At 42.2% G+C, this 21,676-nt stretch carries 17 protein-coding genes; 10 read left to right on the forward strand and 7 right to left on the reverse strand.

The window, feature by feature from the left end; translation table 11 throughout:
- Positions 1-38: 38 nt before the first annotated feature.
- Positions 39-1,637, reverse strand: coding sequence for a B12-binding domain-containing radical SAM protein (locus tag CAL7507_RS03695; protein WP_015127081.1), 1,599 nt, complete (start codon positions 1,635-1,637; stop codon positions 39-41).
- A 389-nt stretch (positions 1,638-2,026) separates the two neighbouring features.
- Between CAL7507_RS03695 and CAL7507_RS03700 the strand changes: the two genes are divergently transcribed.
- Positions 2,027-3,919 (forward strand): prolyl oligopeptidase family serine peptidase, encoded by a 1,893-nt coding sequence (locus tag CAL7507_RS03700; RefSeq protein WP_042341779.1) that lies wholly within the window; start codon positions 2,027-2,029, stop codon positions 3,917-3,919.
- 15 nt (positions 3,920-3,934) lie between these two features.
- Here the strand turns inward: CAL7507_RS03700 and CAL7507_RS03705 are convergent, their stop codons facing one another.
- Positions 3,935-4,987: a low specificity L-threonine aldolase gene (locus CAL7507_RS03705; RefSeq protein WP_015127083.1), complete on the reverse strand. Its 1,053-nt coding sequence runs from the start codon at positions 4,985-4,987 to the stop codon at positions 3,935-3,937.
- A 155-nt stretch (positions 4,988-5,142) separates the two neighbouring features.
- Here CAL7507_RS03705 and CAL7507_RS03710 point away from each other — a divergent pair, with 155 nt between their 5' ends.
- A complete protein-coding gene (locus CAL7507_RS03710; RefSeq protein WP_015127084.1) occupies positions 5,143-5,481 on the forward strand; it encodes a hypothetical protein in 339 nt (112 codons plus the stop codon).
- Positions 5,482-5,553: 72 nt separating this feature from the next.
- Here CAL7507_RS03710 and CAL7507_RS03715 read toward each other — a convergent pair whose 3' ends face one another.
- Together CAL7507_RS03715 and thrC are read right to left on the reverse strand one after the other, a co-directional pair.
- On the reverse strand, positions 5,554-5,829 hold the full coding sequence (locus tag CAL7507_RS03715) for a MoaD/ThiS family protein (RefSeq protein ID WP_015127085.1): 276 nt from the start codon (positions 5,827-5,829) through the stop codon (positions 5,554-5,556).
- Between the two features lie 61 nt (positions 5,830-5,890).
- Entirely contained in the window at positions 5,891-7,195 is a 1,305-nt protein-coding gene (gene thrC / locus CAL7507_RS03720; RefSeq protein WP_015127086.1) for a threonine synthase, read from the reverse strand.
- Between the two features lie 712 nt (positions 7,196-7,907).
- On the opposite strand from thrC, the gene CAL7507_RS03725 reads away from it, so the two are divergent.
- From CAL7507_RS03725 to CAL7507_RS03750, 6 genes are all read left to right on the forward strand, one after another.
- Positions 7,908-9,158, forward strand: coding sequence for a hypothetical protein (locus CAL7507_RS03725; RefSeq protein ID WP_015127087.1), 1,251 nt, complete (start codon positions 7,908-7,910; stop codon positions 9,156-9,158).
- 85 nt (positions 9,159-9,243) lie between these two features.
- Positions 9,244-9,954, forward strand: coding sequence for a PspA/IM30 family protein (locus CAL7507_RS03730; protein ID WP_015127088.1), 711 nt, complete (start codon positions 9,244-9,246; stop codon positions 9,952-9,954).
- 162 nt (positions 9,955-10,116) lie between these two features.
- Positions 10,117-10,893: a PspA/IM30 family protein gene (locus CAL7507_RS03735; protein WP_015127089.1), complete on the forward strand. Its 777-nt coding sequence runs from the start codon at positions 10,117-10,119 to the stop codon at positions 10,891-10,893.
- A gap of 319 nt (positions 10,894-11,212) precedes the next feature.
- Positions 11,213-11,548 carry a co-chaperone YbbN gene (locus tag CAL7507_RS03740; protein WP_015127090.1) on the forward strand — a complete coding sequence of 112 codons (336 nt, stop codon included), beginning with the start codon at positions 11,213-11,215 and terminating at the stop codon, positions 11,546-11,548.
- A 74-nt stretch (positions 11,549-11,622) separates the two neighbouring features.
- On the forward strand, positions 11,623-12,843 hold the full coding sequence (locus CAL7507_RS03745; RefSeq protein WP_015127091.1) for an LL-diaminopimelate aminotransferase: 1,221 nt from the start codon (positions 11,623-11,625) through the stop codon (positions 12,841-12,843).
- A 773-nt stretch (positions 12,844-13,616) separates the two neighbouring features.
- Positions 13,617-14,036: a response regulator gene (locus CAL7507_RS03750; protein ID WP_015127092.1), complete on the forward strand. Its 420-nt coding sequence runs from the start codon at positions 13,617-13,619 to the stop codon at positions 14,034-14,036.
- Between the two features lie 9 nt (positions 14,037-14,045).
- Here CAL7507_RS03750 and CAL7507_RS03755 read toward each other — a convergent pair whose 3' ends face one another.
- Positions 14,046-14,240: a hypothetical protein gene (locus CAL7507_RS03755; RefSeq protein ID WP_015127093.1), complete on the reverse strand. Its 195-nt coding sequence runs from the start codon at positions 14,238-14,240 to the stop codon at positions 14,046-14,048.
- A gap of 528 nt (positions 14,241-14,768) precedes the next feature.
- Here CAL7507_RS03755 and uvrC point away from each other — a divergent pair.
- Positions 14,769-16,649, forward strand: a complete 1,881-nt coding sequence (uvrC, locus tag CAL7507_RS03760) for an excinuclease ABC subunit UvrC (protein WP_015127094.1) — start codon at positions 14,769-14,771, stop codon at positions 16,647-16,649.
- 450 nt (positions 16,650-17,099) lie between these two features.
- On the forward strand, positions 17,100-17,279 hold the full coding sequence (locus CAL7507_RS32925) for a hypothetical protein (RefSeq protein WP_015127095.1): 180 nt from the start codon (positions 17,100-17,102) through the stop codon (positions 17,277-17,279).
- A 165-nt stretch (positions 17,280-17,444) separates the two neighbouring features.
- Here the strand turns inward: CAL7507_RS32925 and rlmN are convergent, their stop codons facing one another.
- Positions 17,445-18,518, reverse strand: a complete 1,074-nt coding sequence (gene rlmN, locus CAL7507_RS03765; RefSeq protein ID WP_015127096.1) for a 23S rRNA (adenine(2503)-C(2))-methyltransferase RlmN — start codon at positions 18,516-18,518, stop codon at positions 17,445-17,447.
- A gap of 125 nt (positions 18,519-18,643) precedes the next feature.
- Positions 18,644-21,529, reverse strand: a complete 2,886-nt coding sequence (locus CAL7507_RS03770) for an ATP-binding protein (protein ID WP_015127097.1) — start codon at positions 21,527-21,529, stop codon at positions 18,644-18,646.
- Positions 21,530-21,676 lie beyond the last annotated feature (147 nt).

The following is a 21,676-nucleotide window of genomic DNA, read 5'->3' on the forward strand; positions in this document are numbered from 1 at the left end:
CTAGCGCTATCGTCTAATTCATAACAATGACAAATGAACTATGCAGCGTTGGCGCAGCCCGCCGTAGGCATCGCCTCAGATTTTACCTTAGCTTCTGCAGCAAGATATTCAGCGACTTGAGCTTCAATTTCATCCCGCACAATTTGGCGATACTCCACAAAATGCTCAATTTGGGCACAAACAGCTAAATAGCTACTTACTCCACCGGGATTATACCGATACATATTCCACAGGTTGCGCCAGAATTGCCAACGTGTCTGACGTAGCACACCCTGGCGCCAGCAGATAGTTAACAACGCCCGGATTACTTTCCAATTTAAGGGTTTCTTCGCACCTTTGCCTTTTTTGGGGTAAGTTGCTTCGCCTAAAATCCGGTAGTGACGGTAGGCACGATCCAAAAACCGGGAAGGTTCGTATAGTTCCCAGAAAGCCTCTACATATTCACGGGCGATATCTTCCAATGGCCGAGTAGGAACAAAGTTCATCAACGTAGTTTGGTTGATGTTGGCAGATTTACCCCGCAGTCTTCCTTCCTTAATCAAGCGATGCCAAAGAGCTGTATCAGGTAGCGCTTGCAGCATACTAAATAAAGCTGTAGGAATAGCAGTTTGCTCAACAAACTTGACAATTCTAGCGCCAGCCCCTGGCTTTTCGCCATCAAAACCAATAATAAAGCCTGCCATGACTCGCAACCCTGAGCGCGTAATTGTCAGCACCGCCTCACTGAGGGAATCTCTAGTATTCTGGAATTTCTGAGTCAAGGTGAGGCTGGCTTCGTCGGGGGTTTCAATTCCCAGAAAAACAGCCCCAAAGTTACACGCCACCATCAAATCCATCAGTTCTTGATCTTGGGCTAAATCAACAGAAGCCTCTGTAGCGAAGGAAAAGGGATATTGATGGGACACCATCCAAGGCTGTAGTTCCTTCAAAAACAATTTGACGTTGCGCTTATTGCCGATGAAGTTGTCGTCTACCATAAAAATGCTGCGCCGCCAACCCAATTCATAAAGATAATCGAGTTCTGCTAACAGTTGCGCTGGGGTTTTAGTGCGGGGTTTGCGTCCGTAGAGGACAATAATGTCACAAAACTCGCACTGGAAGGGACAACCACGGGAAAATTGCACCGACATCTCTGCATAGGCATCAAATTCTAGCAGGTCAAAGCGGGGAATGGGTGTGTGGCTGACATCCGGTTTTTCACCACCAGAACGAAAGATACCTGTAGATTCGCCGCGGGCGATCGCTTCTACAAATAATGGTAAGGTGACTTCCCCTTCATCTAAAATTAAGTAATCTGTACCAACGTCCGTCACTTCGTTTGGTAAGGCTGTAGGATAAGGGCCACCCACGGCGACACGCTTACCCCGACGCTTGGCTTCACTAATTTGAGAGAGCAAATCCTCTTTTTGCACAATCATCGCCGATAGAATCACCAAATCGGCCCAAGCCCATTCTGCTTCCGTGACTTGACGCACATTTCGATCTACTAATTTGAAATTCCACTCTTGGGGCAAAATCGCCGCTACTGTCACTAAACCCAAGGGTGGTAGCATTGCCTTACGGTCTAACAAAGCTAGAGTTTTTTCAAACGACCAAAAACTTTTAGGAAAGCGCGGATATAAAAGTAAAACGTTCATGGGAATGATTGCCAAGCTTGAATTTTTATTGCTGATTTAGTTCACACGGCGGAAATGGTGGAGGATTTTTTATACTTTTGCTCAATGCAGACAAAATGCTGTCACTGTTTGGTTTAGCACAGAACCGTAGCCAGGTTAATAGTAGCACTGAATACTAGATGTCATGCATTCGTCACGAGTTCCCCAATTAGGAGGTGGGAGTCGGGAGTCGGGAGACAGAATATAGATTTCTCCGGGATCATAAATTTCCCCTGCTGAATTCTGACTCCTGAATTCCCCCTGCTGAATTCTGACTACTCCACTCGACCACAAACCTTTATAATCAGGCAATGCGGTTTTTATCAAAGTTCTTTGCCATCCTAATTGCAGTAATTCTGCTGCCGACTCTCATGGTCACTGCCCAAAGCCCTACGGTCAACCCAGGAGAAAATCTCGTAATTGAAGAGATTCCACAGATTTCCTCATCGCTGACAGAAACGGTAGAACGATATACCCAATTTCGATCGGCTGGTCTTGCTAGTTGGCATCCTATCCGCCGCGAAATGCTGATTTCAACGCGCTTTGCGGATACACCTCAAGTACACTTGGTGAAGTTTCCCTTGGGGAGTCGTAAACAGTTAACGTTCTTCCCAGAACGGGTTGGGGGAGGCAGTTTTCAACCGACGCAAGGCGAGTATTTTGTTTTCAGTAAGGATATTGGCGGTAATGAATTTAACCAGAATTACCGTTATGATTTGGCGACGGGAGATATCACATTACTGACTGATGGTAAGTCGAAAAACAGTCGGGGTGTGTGGTCGCAACGGGGAGATAGAATGATTTACACCTCCACCAGGCGTACAGGCAAAGATAATGATTTTTACATTATCGACCCGAAAAATCCTCAAAGCGATCGCCTATTAGCAAAAGTTGAAGGCGGCGGTTGGGGTGGTTTAGATTGGTCACAAGATGACCGCCAACTATTGATACAGCAATACATCTCTGCAAATGAAAGCTATCTCTGGCTGATGGATACTCAGTTGGGGGAGAAGCAACTCCTCACACCCAAGAAAGACAAAGAAAAAGTCGCCTATGATGGGGGCGTATTTAGTAAAGATGGTAAAGGTCTGTATGTAATTACTGACCGAGACTTCGAGTTTTTGCGGTTGGCATATATTGATCTAGCAACATCACAATATAAATACCTCACCACCAACATACCTTGGGATGTTGAAGACTTCGACCTCTCCCATGATGGTAAATATATCGCCTTTGTCACGAATGAAGACGGGGCAAGTGTCCTGCATTTGTTAGAAACCGCCACAGGAAAGGAAAAAACTTTACCAAAGTTACCTGTAGGACAAATATTCAGCATTAATTGGCATCGGAATAACCAAGACTTGGGTTTTACCTTAGTTTCAGCGAAAACGACTGCTGACGTTTACTCCTTAAATATTACCAACAACAAAATTGATCGCTGGACAGAAAGCGAAACAGGCGGTTTAAATACAGGGAATTTTACCGAAGCGAAACCAGTACGTTGGCAAAGTTTTGACAAGAAAACTATTTCCGGCTTCCTGTACCTTCCTCCAGCTAAATTCACAGGTAAGCGTCCAGTAATCATTGATATCCACGGTGGTCCTGAAGGTCAGTTTCGTCCTAGTTTCTTAGGTCGAATTAACTACTACCTGAATGAATTGGGGATTGCTATACTGTTTCCCAACGTCAGAGGTTCGACTGGTTACGGCAAAACCTTCTTGACGTTGGATAATGGCTATCTCCGGGAAGATTCAGTTAAGGATATAGGCACACTCCTAGATTGGATTGCTACTCAACCAGACTTAGATAAAGACCGAATTTTAGTTACAGGGGGTAGCTATGGCGGCTATATGTCCCTAGCTGTAGCAACTAAATATAGCGACAAAATCCGTGCTTCCATTGATATTGTGGGCATTTCTAACTTCGTTACCTTTCTCGAAAAAACCGAAAGTTATCGGCGAGATTTGCGAAGAGTGGAATACGGAGACGAACGTGACCCTAAAATGCGAGAATTTTTGCTGAAGATTTCACCCTTAAATAATGCCACTAGTATCAAGAAACCGCTATTTGTGATTCACGGACAGAATGATCCCCGCGTTCCTGTCAATGAAGCAGAACAGATTGTCGCAACGGTGAAAAAGAATCAAGTACCAGTTTGGTATTTGATGGCGAAAGATGAAGGACACGGATTTAGTAAAAAGAAAAATGTTGACTATCAATTTTATGCGACAGTGATGTTTGTCAAAGAATTTTTGTTGAAGTAGTTATATTCTTGAAAGTTAAGCGATCGCTGCTTGAATATCGCCGATTAATTCGTCTATTCTGGATTGAGTTGTATTCCAAGAACACATAAAACGCACTCCGCCAACACCAATAAAAGTATAAAACTGCCAGTTCTTAGCTTTTAAGCTGTGAATAACGTGTTCAGGTAGTTTAGCAAAAACAGCATTGGCTTCTCTGGGAAACATCATTTCCACGCCTGTTATATTTAATAATTTATTTTCTAAATATTCCGCACATTGATTTGCATGTCGGGCATTTTTTAACCACGCACCAGTTTCTAATAAACCCAACCAAGGAGCAGAGATAAAGCGCATTTTTGATGCTAATTGACCTGCTTGCTTACATCGATAATCAAAATCTTCTGCTAAAGCTCTGTTAAAGAACAAAATAGCTTCACCTAAAGCCATACCATTTTTTGTGCCACAAAAACATAAAACATCTACACCACTCTTCCAGCTAATTTCTGCAGGACTTTTATTTAAAGCTGCAACTGCATTAGCAAAACGAGCGCCATCCATGTGAATCTTTAAGTTATATTTTTGAGCAACTGCTTTAATTTCCCAGAGTTCTTCAGGAGTATATAAAGTTCCTAATTCGGTTGCTTGAGTAATACTAATAACTTTAGGTTTCGGATAATGAATATCAGCGCGTCTCGTGACAATTGCTTCTATACTTTGTGGTGTTAATTTACCGTTTTCTCCTTTTGCCAGAAGAAGTTTAGAGCCATTAGAAGCAAATTCCGGAGCGCCACATTCATCTGTTTCTATGTGCGATGTCTCATGACAAATAACGCTATGATATGACTGACAAAGCGCAGCTAAAGACAAAGAATTTGCAGCAGTGCCGTTAAAGGCAAAAAATACTTCGCAATCAATTTCAAAAAGCTCTCGAAAATAATCTGCAGCTTTTTGAGTCCATTCATCATTTCCATAAGCTGGAGCGCTACCTTGATTTGCTCTCAACATATATTCCCATGCTTCAGGACAAATTCCCGAAGAATTATCACTAGCAAACTGTTCTGAGTGACTACGTATAATCTCTGCTTTCATTTGTTATTAATAATTTGTATAATAGACTTTTTATTAAAAGCCACTTAGTGCTTGTTTAGTAGCAGAGATATTCTCAACTCTTATTCTCTGCGTTCAGAGGCTGAGATAAATTCATAATTCCACTCAGCAAATCCCGATTTACGACGAGGTTAATTATGAATCTAAGTATAGTTGACGAAAAATTACAAATAGAATTCACATTAAAAGAGCAACTGCTAGCTGTACGCTGGCATAAAATTTGGCAAATTCCCTTAACCAATATCACACAAGTAACCACAACCGAACCACAAAGTAGCTGGAAAGAATTACGTGCGCCTGGTAGCTTTATTCCTGGAGTGGTAAAAGCTGGAACTTATTACACAAACCGGGGTAAAGAGTTTTGGTATGTGAATCGCGAGACAGATTATTTAACAATCGAATTGCAAGATGAATCCTATAAGAGAATTATTTTGACTGTTGACAACAGCGAAGCTTGGCGACAAAGTCTTACCTAAAAAGTTAAAAGTTAAAAGATGGAATTGACCTTTCTTTTAACTTTTGACTTCTTAAAATTAGAGTGCGATTTATCAACCACCTGCAACAGCGGGGACAATGCTGACTTCATCGCCATCTTTGAGAACTGTCTCTGTCCCTTCCAAGAAGCGGATATCTTCGCTATTGACGTACAAATTCAAAAAGCGCCGTGGCTTTCCTTGTTCATCGCACAGGCGCGACTTGATACCTGGGAAGCTTTTTTCCAAGGAGTCTAAAAGCTCTGAGATGTTGCTACCACTGGATTCTAGAGTAGCTTCATTATTAGTGAAATTTTGCAGAGCGGTGGGAACTAAAACTTTTACAGACATATTTGAAGTATGAAGTGTGGAGTGTCGAGACTAAGTTATTTCAGCCTTGATGCTTGAGATTTTAGACAAGGACTTGTTGCCATTCTAGACGGTCAAGTGTCCGGGATCTTTCTAGCGCCCGTTCAAAACTGTCGAGTTTAGCCTCAATCGTCAAAGGTTCGCCAACGTAGCCTTGTAGTGCCTCTTGGGTTTTCAAACCGTTGCCAGTGATGTAAACCACGGTAGTCTCGTCTGGATCTATTTTGCCAGCTTCTACCAATTTTTTCAGCACAGCAACGGTTGTACCACCTGCTGTTTCTGTGAAGATACCTTCGGTTTCTGCTAGTAGTTTGATGCCTTCAATAATTTCTGCATCGTTGACTGATTCAATATTACCGCCAGTTTTCTTGGCTATCTCTACAGCATAAATACCGTCTGCTGGATTGCCAATGGCTATTGATTTGGCGATCGTATTGGGTTTTACTGGTTTAATAAAGTCGCGGTCTTCTTTGAAGGCTTGAGCAATGGGGGAACATCCTTCAGCCTGCGCGCCACTAAAACGAACATTCTTACCTTCCACTAAGCCGACTTCGACAAATTCGTTGAAGCCTTTATAAATTTTTGTGAATAATGAACCAGAAGCTAGAGGTGCAACAATATGGTCTGGTAGTTCCCAACCCAGTTGTTCCGCCACTTCAAAGCCTAGTGTCTTAGAACCTTCAGAATAGTAAGGACGGAGGTTGATATTGACAAATCCCCAGCCTTGTGTGTTTGCGACTTCACAACAGAGACGATTTACTTGATCGTAATTGCCTTTTACAGCCATCAAAGTTGGGCTATAGATGAGGCTACCCATGACTTTGCCAGCTTCTAAATCTGCAGGGATGAATACACAACAGTCTAAACCAGCGTGGGCGGCGATCGCAGCAGTGGAATTTGCCAAGTTACCAGTGCTAGCGCAGGAAACAGTTGTGAAACCCAATTCCCTAGCTCGTGACAGCGCCACTGACACCACCCGATCCTTAAAGCTAAGGGTGGGCATATTCACAGCATCATTTTTAATAAAAAGTTTATTTAAACCCAGGCGACGTGCAAGGCGGTGGGAACGAACCAGGGGAGTCATACCCGTTCCCACATCTATAACATTGTCAGTTAAAACAGGTAAAAAGGGACGGTAGCGCCAAATTGAGTTAGGGCCAGCTTGGATTGTTTCACGGGTGACAGTTAAACGTAAAGCATTGTAGTCGTATTTGACTTCTAAAGGCCCAAAGCATAACTCACAAACATGGGTGGCTTTAAGCTCATATTCTGCACCACACTCTTTACACTTCAAGGCTTTCAATGTGGCGTTACTTACTAAGGTGTCTTTGATTGCTGCCTGAGTCATAAACTAGCTTTCCCTGTTTAGCTGTCAACTGTGGATGAATACTAACACGAGTAAAAACACCCGTCAAACATACCCGACTATTTTTATCGGGTATGGTATATCAACAGATTTTCTGTAGCAAAGCTGCTACGGTGTACACACAGGTCGAAAGTATTAGTGTGTCGATGAATTCTCTGTAGAGACGGCGATTTATCGCGTCTCAGTGACGTGCCAGTCGAGAGGATGTTTGAAAAGCATTTTGGGTAACATTTACCTAGTGGTTTGTCAATTTTGTTTTGAGGGGTTTTTGGTAGTGCGGGCCGAAAAGCCCGCGTGAGCGAGACGCTCACACTACAGTCCCTCATTTCAACCCTGACAGACTACTAGTGCCTAGTTTCATTCTCTCGCTTTCAGCAGTGAATACTCATACCCACGTAAAAAACCTACACCTATCAGAGGGGATTGAGGGGGTAAAACGTTTGTCGGGTAAGCGTTGTAGCTCAATTTGACAACAATGGGAATTGGGTACTGGGGAAGTAAATGAAAGATAGTGATTGTTTTAGCTTGGAACTCAAAACTTCAAGTTTGACTCTTGAGGCTTAACCCTTAACAAGTACCCAGTCCCCAATTCCCAATCCCCACTCGTCTCTATCTATCTAGACAATTTTCGCTAGTATTGGCACAAATGTATCCAAAAATTAATCCATTCGCCTAGGTTTGAGGCAGAGAGGCAATGAGTCAAAACCCCCTAACAAATTATTCCGGCACTCAATCGTCTAAAGTACCTGGTTTGAAGCCAGCGCTAGCAGCAACACTAGCGAGTTTAGAAGTGCAGCTAGATCAAGAGTTAGCTAGATATCGACGTACACGTTCTAGCACCAGGACACTGAACCAAACCAATACAGGAAATTACATTGGTAATCTTCCCCAGCAGTTGATCGCCATGACTACGACATTAGAAAATATCGAGTCATCTGTAGCGGCAGTTAAAACTAACACGTCGCTGAGTTCTTTAACTGATAACCTTGAGGACGAACCAGGAAGCGCCACAGTTAAAACTAATGAAGTGGATGATCTGAGTTTACCTCTGACTTCCGAGTCCACCAAAACCCAAAATTCACGGATTTTATCCAACTCTGCTAGCAGCATAGTAACTACTGTAGCCCAGACTCAGAAGAGTGAAAATCTATTACAGCCCAGTGATAAACCCACCCAACCAGATGATTACTTAGAATCTAGTGAAGCACTGCTGCGGAGTTTAACAGATGAACAACCGCAAACCAAAAAGTCTACGAATTCTAGTGATAGTCTGCTCTCACCCTTGGGTATCGGCTCCATGCTGCTGCTGTTAGTGGCAAGTCTAACTCTGGGCTACATAGTGTTTAATCCCAAAATGCTGTCGCAGCTAAATCTCGGCAAATCTTTGAATAGCAAATCGTCTCCACCAGTAAATCAGTCTGAGGAAGGACAGAGTAGTTCTTTACCTCAGCCTAAGCCACCACTCACACCCATACCCAAGTATCCTAATTTAGCTGCCAAAGAGTTTCCAGAGGTGAGAGACCCAAATGATATCGTCGGCTTACAACCTAAAGTCCAGCCAACCCCTACAACATTGCCCAACTCGGTTACACTGCCGAAACCTATAAATCCTACAGTTGCATTACCCGCACCAAGGGTACTACCTCAGCCGCCGATAGATTCAACCTTAGATCCCACAACTAAAACCGGACAAAAGTTACCAGCCGCAGATCAACCCCAGTTAAATGCAGAAATCAAACCGTCAGCAGATGGGTTTTATCATGTCGTGACAGATAATCAAAGCGATCGCTCTCTCCCTACAGCAAGACGGGTAATCCCTGATGCTTATTTATCACTCGACAACAAATTAATTTATTTGGCTACAGTTAAGACTAAACAACAAGCCCAACAACAGCTGCAACAACTACAGTCCAAGGGAATTAGAGCTAGGATTAAGCAACCTTAAGTGGCAAAAATCTAGGCGATAATAGGTAAAACATCGATTAAGAGTTGCTGCCTAGTAACTGGCAAAAAGTGGATGGAGAGCCGACATGGAAGTGATGAAGCGTATCCTCAGGGTTATTCGCGCTAACCTCAATAGTTTGCTCGGCAATGCGGAAGATCCAGAAAAAATTCTGGAAAACACCGTTTTGGAGATGCAGGGAAATTTAGTGCAATTGCGACAGGGGGTAGCACAAGCGATCGCCATCCAAAAACGCACCGAACGTCAGGCAACAAGTGCCAAGTCTACGGCAGAAGAATGGTATCGCCGCGCTCAATTAGCACTGCAACAAGGCAACGAACCTCTAGCACGGGAGGCTCTCACCAAACGTCAAGCTTACCAACAGACTACAGAAGCCCTCTCTCATCAGATATCAGAACAAAACAATTTGGTGGCTAAACTAAAAAAGGATATGCGATCGCTAGAGTTAAAAATTGCCGAAGCCAAAACCAAAAAAGATATGTATATTGCCCGCGCTCGTTCGGCTGAGGCATCTTTCCGACTCCAAGAAATGCTGAACGGAGTTTCTACCACCAGCAGCTTAAATGCCTTTGAGCGCATGGAAGATAAAGTTTTGCAAATAGAAGCTAAATCAGAAGCCATAGCTCAACTCGGTGGCGACGAACTGCAAAAACAATTTGCTTCTCTAGAATCTGCCACTAGCGTTGATGCGGAACTCGCAGCGATGAAAGCACAGGTTTTAAATGCAGCAGATAACACACAATCGCCACAACAGTCACCCAAAAGTCAAGAACCTTAAAAATTGGGCAATTACCGAGGCGGGAGTATATCTTAACAATTAAAGGGTGTTGAGAGGTAAAGTTCCTAACCGGAAAGATTACATTGAAATAGGTAGCTATTAAACAGTAAAAAAGCTAACTGTCCAGCAAAGCGTATCAACGACAAAAGGAAAAACAAAGTTATGGGATTATTCGATCGCATTAAGCGAGTGGTCAGTGCTAATCTCAACGACCTGGTAAATAAAGCTGAAGACCCCGAAAAAATGCTGGAACAAGCCATCCTGGAAATGCAGGAAGACTTGGTACAGCTGCGTCAGGGAGTTGCTCAGGCTATTGCTGCCCAAAAACGGACTGAGAAACAGTATAACGATGCCCAAAACGAAATCAACAAGTGGCAACGTAACGCCCAACTGGCACTGCAAAAAGGTGATGAAAACCTAGCACGCCAAGCCCTAGAACGTAAAAAAACTTATACAGAAACAGGCGGTGCCCTCAAGGCCAGCCTAGATCAGCAAAGTGGTCAGGTAGAAACTCTCAAGCGCAACTTAATCCAGCTAGAAAGCAAAATTTCGGAAGCCAAAACCAAGAAAGAAATGCTCAAAGCCCGGATTACTACTGCCAAGGCTCAAGAGCAACTCCAAGGCATGGTCAGCGGGATGAATACCAGCAGTGCTATGGCAGCCTTTGAGCGCATGGAAGAAAAAGTCTTAATACAAGAAGCCCGCGCCCAATCAATGGGAGAACTAGCCAGTGCTGATTTAGAAAGCCAGTTTGCACAGTTAGAATCTGGTAGTGATGTTGATGATGAATTGGCAGCTTTAAAAGCTCAAATGCTACCACCTGCCACTCCCGCAAATCAACCCCAACTGCCACCACAACAACAAGCTACCCCTCCCAAATCTAGTGAACCGCTTGATTCTGAGTTGGAATCACTCCGCAAACAATTGGATCAAATGTAAAATTTTAAACAAATTATTTGAACTAGTCCCACATCCTCTGGTTGTGGGATTTGTCATTTGTCATTGGGCATTGGTCATTGGGCATTGGTCATTGGTCATTGGTCATTGGGCATTTGTCATTCGTCATTGGGTATTGGTTATTTCTCCCTCATCCTCCCCTGCTCCCAATCCCCTGCTCCCAATCCCCAATCCCCAATCCCCAATCCCCAATCCCCAATCCCCAATCCCCAGTCCCCATTCCCTATTCCCCATGACTCTCACTTTAGGATAGAGTATTCTGTGTGCCAACTTTAATCGCTGCCACCTCATGGAGACTGTAATGAGTAAGGGTGTAATCACCATAACTGATGCTGAGTTTGAAACTGAAGTTTTGACATCCGATCGACCAGTGTTAGTTTACTTTTGGGCTTCCTGGTGTGGCCCTTGTCAATTGATGGCGCCACTGATTAACTCTGCTGCTACTCAATACAGCGATCGCCTAAAAGTCGTTAAAATCGAAATTGACCCCAACCCCAAGACTGTGAAGCAGTACAGCGTAGAAGGTGTCCCCGCTCTCAGGCTCATTAAAGGGAAAGAATTGTTGGAATCTATAGAAGGGGTTATTGGCAAAGAAAAATTGCTCCAACTCTTAGATACGCATTTAACTAGTAATTAGTCAAAAGTCAAAAGTCAAAAGTAATGACTCTTGACCATTGACTCTTGACCATTGACTCTTGACTTTTGACAAACATGCAATTTGCACAGCGTTTACAACCCCTGCAATCTAATGTATTCGCCGACATGGACAGAGCCAAAGCAGTGGCTTTGGCAAATGGTCGGCATTTAATCGATCTGTCGCTGGGATCTTCTGATTTGCCAGCCGAGGCGCACGTTATTGAGGCGATCGCCCACTCTCTTCATGATCCGAGTACCCACGGCTACTTACTGTTTAACGGCACGCGAGCATTTCGCCAAGCTGTAGCCCACTGGTATGAACAAAAATTTGGCATCAGAGTCAACCCAGAAACGGAAGTACTGCCCCTCATTGGTTCCCAAGAGGGTACTGCCCATTTACCCCTAGCATTGCTCAATCCAGGGGATTTTGCCCTATTACTCGATCCGGGCTACCCCTCCCATGCTGGAGGAGTCCACCTAGCCAGTGGTCAAATCTACCCGATGCCGCTGCTGGCAGAAAATGGCTTTTTACCAGTATTTGCTGATATTCCCACCCCAGTCTTAGCCCAGTCGCGAATGATGGTGTTAAGCTACCCCCACAATCCCACTGCGGCGATCGCTCCTTTATCTTTCTTCCAAGAGGCTGTCGCCTTTTGTCAAGAACACAATATCGTTCTGGTTCACGATTTCCCCTACGTAGATTTGGTATTTACAGAGAATGGGAAAGAGTCTTCCTCCATCCCCCTGCCCCCTACTCCCTGCCCCCTTTCCTCTTCCCTTGTCCCCTCAATTCTGCAAGCTGACCCAGATAAAAGCGTCTCAATTGAATTCTTCACCCTTTCCAAGTCCTATAATATGGGCGGCTTCCGCATTGGCTACGCTATCGGTAACGCCGAGTTAATTCATGCCCTACGTCAAGTAAAAGCAGCTGTTGATTTTAATCAGTATCGCGGGATTTTGAATGGGGCGATCGCTGCCTTGACTGGACCCCAAGCAAGCGTCACAAGTGCCGTTAATACCTTCCGTCAACGTCGTGATACCTTCATTACCGCTTTACACCGCATAGGCTGGCACGTTCCTACTCCCAATGCCACGATGTATATTTGGGCCAAATTGCCCTCATCGTGGAGTCAGAATTCTATGGAATTTTGCACCCAGCTAGTCAAGCAAACTGGTGTCGCAGCTTCTCCTGGTGCTGGCTTTGGTAAATTTGGAGAGGGATATGTGCGTTTTGCCTTGGTGCATGAGCCATCGGTGTTAGAAACCGCTGTTGAGAGAATTGCTGAATTCCTCTAGGGATAAATTCAGCAAAATCTTGATACACATACAAGGCTTTGTAGGGGCGTAGCTTGCTTCTTCGTCAGAAGTACGGTTGTTCGCCCTAATACCTATCTGTCGCACTCTTTTTTCAAAGTGGGATATTAACGGGTTTCCCGACTTGAGCAAAGTGGTGTAAAACGTATGTCGGGTAAGCGTTGCAGCTCAATTTGACACTAATGACAATCGTTTGCCCCGACAGCGTGTATTTTTACTTAAGTCCTTTTCTTGTTGGCACAATATTGACTTTGTGCCTGTAAATGCTTTTTTGTAACTTAAGCTACGATATAAATTGAGTATTTCAAGTATTTATACATAGAAGACAATCAGAAAATTCATGATTTTTTTATTGAGAATATACAAACACTTTACCTAATCTAGCCTGCCAATTTTGTAGACTTGACTTGTATAGTCAGATACCAAAAACTAAAACAAGCTGGCTCGAAGACTTGGGTTGTATACTCAGCTACTTGAAATCCACTGTATTTGATTCTGTGGTTGGCGAATTCTAAGAATAAGCCAACTATTCATTACCATAAATACAACAAAAATAAGCTAAAGAAAATATTAATTTTTAAATAATTTTATATTTTAAGATAATATTATTAATCAGAGGAAAACAATTTAATTTAATCTATTAATGTTTTTCCTCTAATGCATGAACGGATTTTATATTCATTTAAAAGTTCCTATAATAATAGTTTGAAAGTTTGATAGAGTTTTTGAATTTTGACATCAGATGATAGGTAAAAATGACAGTACGATTACTCTCTCTAAATCAGCAATTACAGTCGCAGCAAATTAGACGAATTTTGCTAATTGAAGATAATGATGTCAATAGGATGTTATTGAGTGATTATCTTAGTTACTGCGGATACAATGTTCAAAGTTTATCAAACGGCTCTACTTTGTTCTTGACTATAGAAAAATTTCAGCCCGATTTGATATTATTGGACTTAAAATTGCCAGACATTGATGGTTATTTATTGCTAGAACAGATCCAACAAAAACCAGACTTTACTAGGATACCTGTTATTGTAGTTTCAGCTTTTGCTTTTAAGGCAGATCAAGAAAGAGCTATAAGTCTGGGGGCTTGCCGCTACTTTGTTAAACCTGTTAATCTCAACGATTTAATATTAACAATTGAAGAAGAATTAGCCTCCTATCAGTGATAAAGGTTTCTAATTTTCATCGAACTTTTCAACTTTTTGGTTACTAATAAACTCTTCCACACTTTCACTGAGGTTGTGTACATAGCTACCAACTTCGGAAATTTTGCGTTGTACTTGTACTAATAATAAAACCGCCGTTTGTAATTCGTTTAGTGTTTCATCCATAGCTGCACGGTATTGTGATTCAAATTCATTTATATTCATATAGTTGTCATTTTATCGATTTCTGGCTTTACGGTTTCAATCATATTCAATAGCTTGAACTTAATAAATCCGTTGATTCGCTTAATCTTTGCTGTTGAGTGGAAAATCCGGAAGATTGCGCTGATCAAGAATTCAGACTATGACAACTTTATATCTAGAAAAACAGTTATTTAATAAGTCTGGAAGTAAATGAAATCTGTTGCAACTAACCTACTACCAAGAGTTTATCAGGTATTGTGTCCTAATTATACAGCTGTTTAAAATATGCAAAAGCTTAGTTTTGATAGAGTTTTACTCCGATAAGTAGCCACAATATGAGGACTGCTTTAAACAAAAAACTATATAAAATCTGTAATAACATAAATAATGCATGATGCTCCTCGATTAACAAGGGGCTAATGTAGAGACAACATCTCTCACGGGGATCGACTTGATATTCACTTAATAATGACCGAGCTGATCAACACAGAAAACTTATTTTCTTTAAAATAGGGATAGGTGGATTTGTAAAATTACCTAACTTTAGATGTGACAAAATCTGCTCCCACGCTAACGCTCGTTAAAAACCTAGAACGATTGGAAACCCGTTTAGCTGAAATTCCGCCGGAACCAGGGGTTTATTTCATGAGGGATGTGAGCGATCGCATTATCTATATAGGTAAGTCGCGAAAGTTGCGATCGCGTGTGCGTTCCTATTTCCGGGATGGATATAACAAGACGGAACGGATAGCCACAATGGTGAAACAGGTGGCTGAAATTGAATTCATCGTCACCGATACTGAAGCGGAAGCCTTGGCGTTAGAAGCCAACTTGATTAAGCAGCATCAGCCATACTTCAACGTGCTACTCAAGGATGATAAGAAATATCCCTATGTTTGCATTACTTGGTCAGAAAAGTATCCACGCATTTTTATCACCCGCAAACGCCAATTAGGCAAAGAAAAGGATAAATTTTACGGCCCTTATACGGATTCTGGTCTACTACGCGAAATATTACGAATTTGCAAGCGGATTTTTACACTCCGACAACGACCTCAACCACTATTCAAAGATCGTCCTTGCTTGAATTATGACATGGGACGCTGTCCGGGTGTGTGTCAACAGCTGATTTCACCAGAAGAATACCGCAAAACTGTACAAAAAGTAGCGATGGTTTTTCAAGGACGAACCCACGAACTGATTGAGATTTTGACTCAACAAATGCAAACAGCTGCTGAGGAACTCAATTTTGAGTCAGCAGCACGGATTCGCGATCAAATTGTCGGCTTAAAGTCGCTGACAGCAGATCAAAAAGTTTCCTTACCAGATGATACGGTTTCACGGGATGCAATTGCTCTGGCTGCTGATGATCAACATGCCTTTATTCAATTGTTCCAGATTCGCGCTGGTCAATTGGTGGGACGCTTGGCATTCGTGGCGGATGCTCACGCCGAGCCTGGAGCTATTTTACAACGAGTTTTAGAAGAACATTATCAAACTGCCGACGCCGTGGAAATTCCCGCAGAAATTTTGGTGCAGCATGAGTTACCAGATGGGGAAATATTGGCTGATGTTTTAAGTGCGCGGAAAGGGAGAAAAGTGACGATTTTGGCTCCCCAGCGCCAAACTAAGGCAGAATTAATTGAGATGGTAGAGCGAAATGCTCAGTATGAATTGCAAAGAATGCAAAAATTGGGCGATCGCAATTCACAAGCAATGCAAGATTTAGCCACAATTCTTGATCTACCAGATTTAATAGTCCACCGCATCGAAGGTTATGATATCTCCCACATCCAAGGCTCAAACGCTGTAGCTTCTCAAGTTGTGTTTATCGACGGTTTACCCGCTAAACAGCACTATCGCCACTACAAAATTAAAAATCCCACAGTCACCATCGGACACTCAGATGATTTCGCGAGTCTTGCGGAAGTGATTGGGCGGCGTTTTCGCAAGTATATTGAAGATCCGCAATTGTCACGAGCGGGGAATCCTGATTGGCCTGATTTAATCATGATTGATGGCGGTAAAGGTCAGTTATCATCTGTTGTGGCTGTCTTGCAAGAAATGAATTTATTAGCAGACTTGCGTGTCATTAGTTTAGCCAAGCAGCGAGAAGAGATTTTTTTACCGGGAGAATCCCAACCTTTAAAAACTGAGTCTGAACAACCGGGGGTACAGTTGTTGCGACGATTGCGGGATGAAGCACACCGATTTGCTGTGAATTTCCATCGACAGCAACGCAGTGATAAATTAAAGCGATCGCGTTTAGATGAAATTCCTGGGTTGGGACATCATCGACAAAAGCAGTTGTTAGGACATTTTCGCTCTGTTGATTACATTCGGCAAGCAACGCCAACACAAATATCTGAAGTCCCGGGAATTGGCCCGCGTTTGGCTCAAGAGATTTACGATTATTTTCATCCTGCTTAAAGTCTGACACGAAGGATACTTGAGATCCCCGACTTCTTAAAGAAATCGGGGATATTGTTGCATATAAAAATTAAGTAAATCTTAAGATGAATATTTTGTTGCCAAATATACAGTATTTTGTGGATTTTATTTTTTTAATATCAATATAGACTTTTCCTAAAAATAGCTATAACTAGGGTTATCTCAAGGTATTACTTATGGGGATCAGTAAATCCCTAAGTAACAGATATATTAAAAAATATTTTATATATCTAAAGTAGGATAGCCATTGAGTATAAATGTATAAGATAATGAATTATAGGTATAGCATATCGATTTTTTCAAACTTAGTTTTTGTTTAAAGTAATTAGTCAATAAGATGGCTTTTGATGAAGCTTTGCTAAATTAAAATATTGGCTAATTGGGTTTCAGTTTTTCTCATAAAAAATCATTACATCCAGGGATTATAAAATGCAGATAGTACAAAAAATTTGCTGTCCGAACTGTGGCAGTGAAGGAGAACGTTATTATATTTCTGATAGTCAAATAACTCGGACACAATGCTCCACTTGCGACTATTTAATGATTACTTGCACTCGCACTGGTAAAGTCATTGAAGCTTACGCTCCAGGGATTTTTGCTAAAAGGTAATTTGGCGCGGGAATGAAATAGACAAAGGGCGGGGTTTTCCCGCCTTTACAAGAATAATTTGTATGTCATGCAATTGTGAAAAGCTATAAACCACAGACAAACACTAATTTATCTGTGGTTTGAATCATCAAACTTTCTGTGCAAAGGTGGGTGACTTGTTTTTCCCTATTGCCTTTCATTTGCTCTGAGTTGTCCACAAGCAGCATCTGCTTCTAAACCACGAGAATAGCGGACGCTAACAGCAATTTGTTGTTGCTTGAGGACATTGACAAAAGCTTGAATGCGATCGCTACTGGGGCGTTTATAATCTACCTCTTTGATGGGGTTGTAGGGAATCAGATTGACGTGATTTTGGAAGCCCCGCAGATGCTGCGCCAATTCCAATGCATGTTTTGGCAAATCGTTAACGCCAGCGAGGAGAACGTATTCAAAACTGACACGCCGCCCCGTCATTTGTACATATTCCCGACATTCCGCGAGTAAATTTTCTAGAGGATAAGGGCGAGCGCTGGGGATGAGTCTTTCTCGTAGTGCTTGATTAGAAGCGTGGAGACTGACGGCGAGGGTAATTTGTAAATGGTGTTCAGCGAGTTGACGAATGCGCGAGCGTATACCTACTGTAGAGACAGTTAGCGATCTAGCTCCTATGCCGACATCTTGATTTAGCGATCGCAGAGATGCTAAGACATTATCAGTATTTAACAACGGTTCACCCATACCCATGAAGACCACATGGCTGACTCGTTGTTGAAAATCTTCTTGTACAGTCAAGACTTGATCGACAATTTCATGACAATCAAGGTTGCGTTGGTAGCCGCCTTTACCCGTGGCGCAGAAATCACAACCCATTGGACAACCCACCTGACTAGAGACGCAAACTGTTAACCGTTTGGCGCTGGGGATACCAACAGTTTCAATAATTTGCCCATCTGCAAGTCGCAGGAGATACTTAACTGTGCCATCGGGTGCGACTGAGCGGTAGTGTAGAGTAGAGCGCCCGATGGGTACTTGGGCTAATTCTGCACGCCAATTTTTAGGGAAGACAGAGATATCACAGAGCGATCGCACACCCTTGTTATATATCCAATCATGCAGTTGCTTGCCTCTGTAAGCGGGTTGTCCCTGTTGCTGCACCCAAGCGGTTAACTCCGCCACAGTCGCACCTAGCAGGGGAGGAACAAGTTCTAATTTTTCTGGATTGGGTGAGTCAACCTGAGAGACAAGCGGATTAGCAGACATAAGTAATGATGAATTGATGCTAGATATCTATCCTATAGCTTCTTGCTCAAGATTGGGCTTGATCAGAGGTAGGGGCAGAGAGGAAGATGAAGTTTCTCCCTGCTTTTTCACGCGGGAGCATTCTGCTAAATGGGAATTTCAATCCGAAATTCTGTTCCTTCTCCTGGTTCAGAGATACATTCTATTGTGCCGCCATGTTTCTCCACCACGATTTGATAGCTAATAGATAATCCCAAACCAGTACCTTTACCTATGGGTTTAGTTGTAAAGAAAGGGTCAAATAATTTCTGCTTGACTGCCTGTGTCATTCCTGGCCCATTATCTTTAATGCTGATGGTGACGTGATTAGTATTTTCTACTTGAGTCTGGATAATAATCCGACTAATATTTTCTTTAATCTCTTCTCTAGTGCGCTCTTGATCGTACTGCTGCAAAGCATCAATTGCATTACTCAAGATATTCATAAATACCTGATTCATCTGTCCTGCATAGCATCTAACTACAGGCAGAGCGCCATATTCTTTGATAATCTCAACTGCTGAATGACTATTTTTTGCCTGAAGACGATGCTGCAAAATCAATAGTGTACTATCAATACCCTCATGAATATTTACAGGTTTCATATCTGCTTCGTCCAGTCGTGAGAAATTCCGTAAAGTCAGGACAATTTCACGGATACGTTCGGAGCCAATTTTCATTGAGGATAAAGTTCTAGGTAAATCATTGATCAGAAATTCCAAGTCAATCTTTTGAATCCATGCTTGAATTTCCTTATTAGTTTGGGGATAATTTTGTTGATAAAGTTTGACTAAAGCTAGTAAATCCTCAGTGTAATTATCTACATACATCAGGTTGCCATAGATAAAACTAACTGGGTTATTAATTTCATGGGCAACACCTGCGACTAATTGACCCAGGGAAGACATTTTTTCAGTTTGAATTAATTGCGCTTGGGTTTTTTGTAAGTTGTGTAAAACAATCTCTAACTGTTGTGATTGTGCAGTAGCATTACAAGCAAGTTCTTCTTGGGTTTGCAAAGCTGTTTGTAATTCAGTTTCTGCCTGTTTGCGCTCAGTTACATCCCGCAAGATCACAATATATTGTGTGATCAGTTGTTGAGAACGTTGGGAAATTGTGGCTTCAATAATGCGTAAATTTTGACCAGTTTCTAATATGTGTTCACTGCGATTTTGCCAGTGAATAGGATTCTCTGATAATTCTGGTAAAAATTTGTTGAGACTATACCCTAATAAATTATATGTATTGATTTCAAATAGTAACTCAGCGGCTGGATTTGCTTGATTAATTATCCCATTTTCATCTACTACTAAAATAGTATCGACGACAGTGTCGAGAGCAGTAATAAACAGATTTTCAGCATGTTTTCGGGCTTCATCAATAGCAGCAACCTGTGGTAGGCTAGTCCAGCAAGCGATCGCCACACTCAAAAAAGCGATCGCAATCAGCAAAACTACAAATATATTCTTACTAGAATCATTAAGATTATTATTTAAAATTCCCTTTACTAGCCAAGTGATGGTAGTAGTACCACAGACTAATAACAACAGGACTATTACTTGAGTGGCGACAAAATCTTGTTGGGGATTATAGGTTTGTGTACGTTCACTTTTGATCCACCAATCCGGACGAAATGGCCCCCAGGGAATCAGTTGGATGATAAAGTTGATCATCATAATAGCGATCGGCAATAGTACCCCCACAGTCCAATCTTGCCAACCCCAAGCCCCGCCACCCACAAGCAAAACAACAGCCTCCATCAAAAAAATCCCCAAAGACAACCAGGGTGCTAACACCTCTGGATGCTTACGGCGTAACCACATTCCCAGATGAATGCACATCATCGCCACCACATAGCTAGTGCCAGTCACCATCACAACACGGGAGACATCTCCCCAAAGCAAACAGATGAGACTCAGCACCAAGGTGAATATCAAACTGGGTTGAAGTACACCACGGCGAGACACCACTGCAAACACAGGGGACAAATAACCATCAACAGCCAGTTGGTAAAATATCCGAGGAGAATTAGAAACTGCCGTTGCTGAACTGAGAAATACCCCACATACAATGAGAAAAGTCACTAAAACCGAAGCGGCTGTACCCCAAAATGGTGAAGCGGCTGCTAGTAGATTAGAGAAAGTATCACTCTCAATTTTTGCACCTGTATCTAGACGCATCAACACCCAAGAACCACCCAAATAGACAATAGGAATTAGGACGGCGGTAAACTTGAGAAATCGCAAAGTTTCTCCAGGACTTTTGCTTTCGGAGACAAATGAAGAAGCAGATTCACCAGCGTAAGCTCCATAAATAGCAATAAAAAACCACTTTGCCCAATCTACAAAATTCCACGATGTTGAATGCCAAGTTTCTACTGATGGAAAAAACCCAGGACTACTTGGAGATAATGCTAACCAGCCCAAACCTTGGACGCAAAAGACAACTAAAAAGCCAATAGCTGGCAATACAAAAAATAAGTGTAAAATACTTGATGCGTGAATATTGCTAAAAGCTAAAATAAAGGGAATGGCAGTAAATACAACTTTCAATAAAGTTTCTGGACAAGCAATATGCAAAGGTGCTAACTGAGTCTTGAGTAAATCAGTTAGGATAATAGCATTAATCGGTGGTACAGATACCCAGCCCATGAGGTAGCCAATCGCCCCATAAGTAGCTAGATATGGATATTTTTTCAGTAATTTTGTAGTGTAGTTAGGTGTGCCTCCCGCTATATCTGGATAATGTGTTCCCAAGCGATGTACCTGCAAATTCAGCAACATAGATATTAGTGCTGCTGGTAGCCAAACAAGCAAAGCTTTGGGGCCAAGGGCTAGATGTATACCTGGAGCAGTTCCCAACCACAACAGCAAACCACTAAGACTAAAGCCCCCAGTTTCTAAAGCACTTAAGGTGCGTTCTAGCCTTCTTGGCTTGAGGTTGTTCGGTTCATCCACACTAAACTGTAGATGCGGTGAGATATTTCGATTCATCAAGGATGTTTTAGCCTAATCAATTACAACCAAAATTAGCGAAGCTAAATTTTAACTTAGCTTCGCTTTACTTCTGTTGTAAGCGAAATATCTAGCCAATGAGAATACTAGTCAGAAAACTTTCATAGTTTTAGAAGGAAGTATATT

Source organism: Calothrix sp. PCC 7507 (assembly GCF_000316575.1).
In the GTDB taxonomy this organism is placed as follows: Bacteria; Cyanobacteriota; Cyanobacteriia; order Cyanobacteriales; family Nostocaceae; genus Fortiea.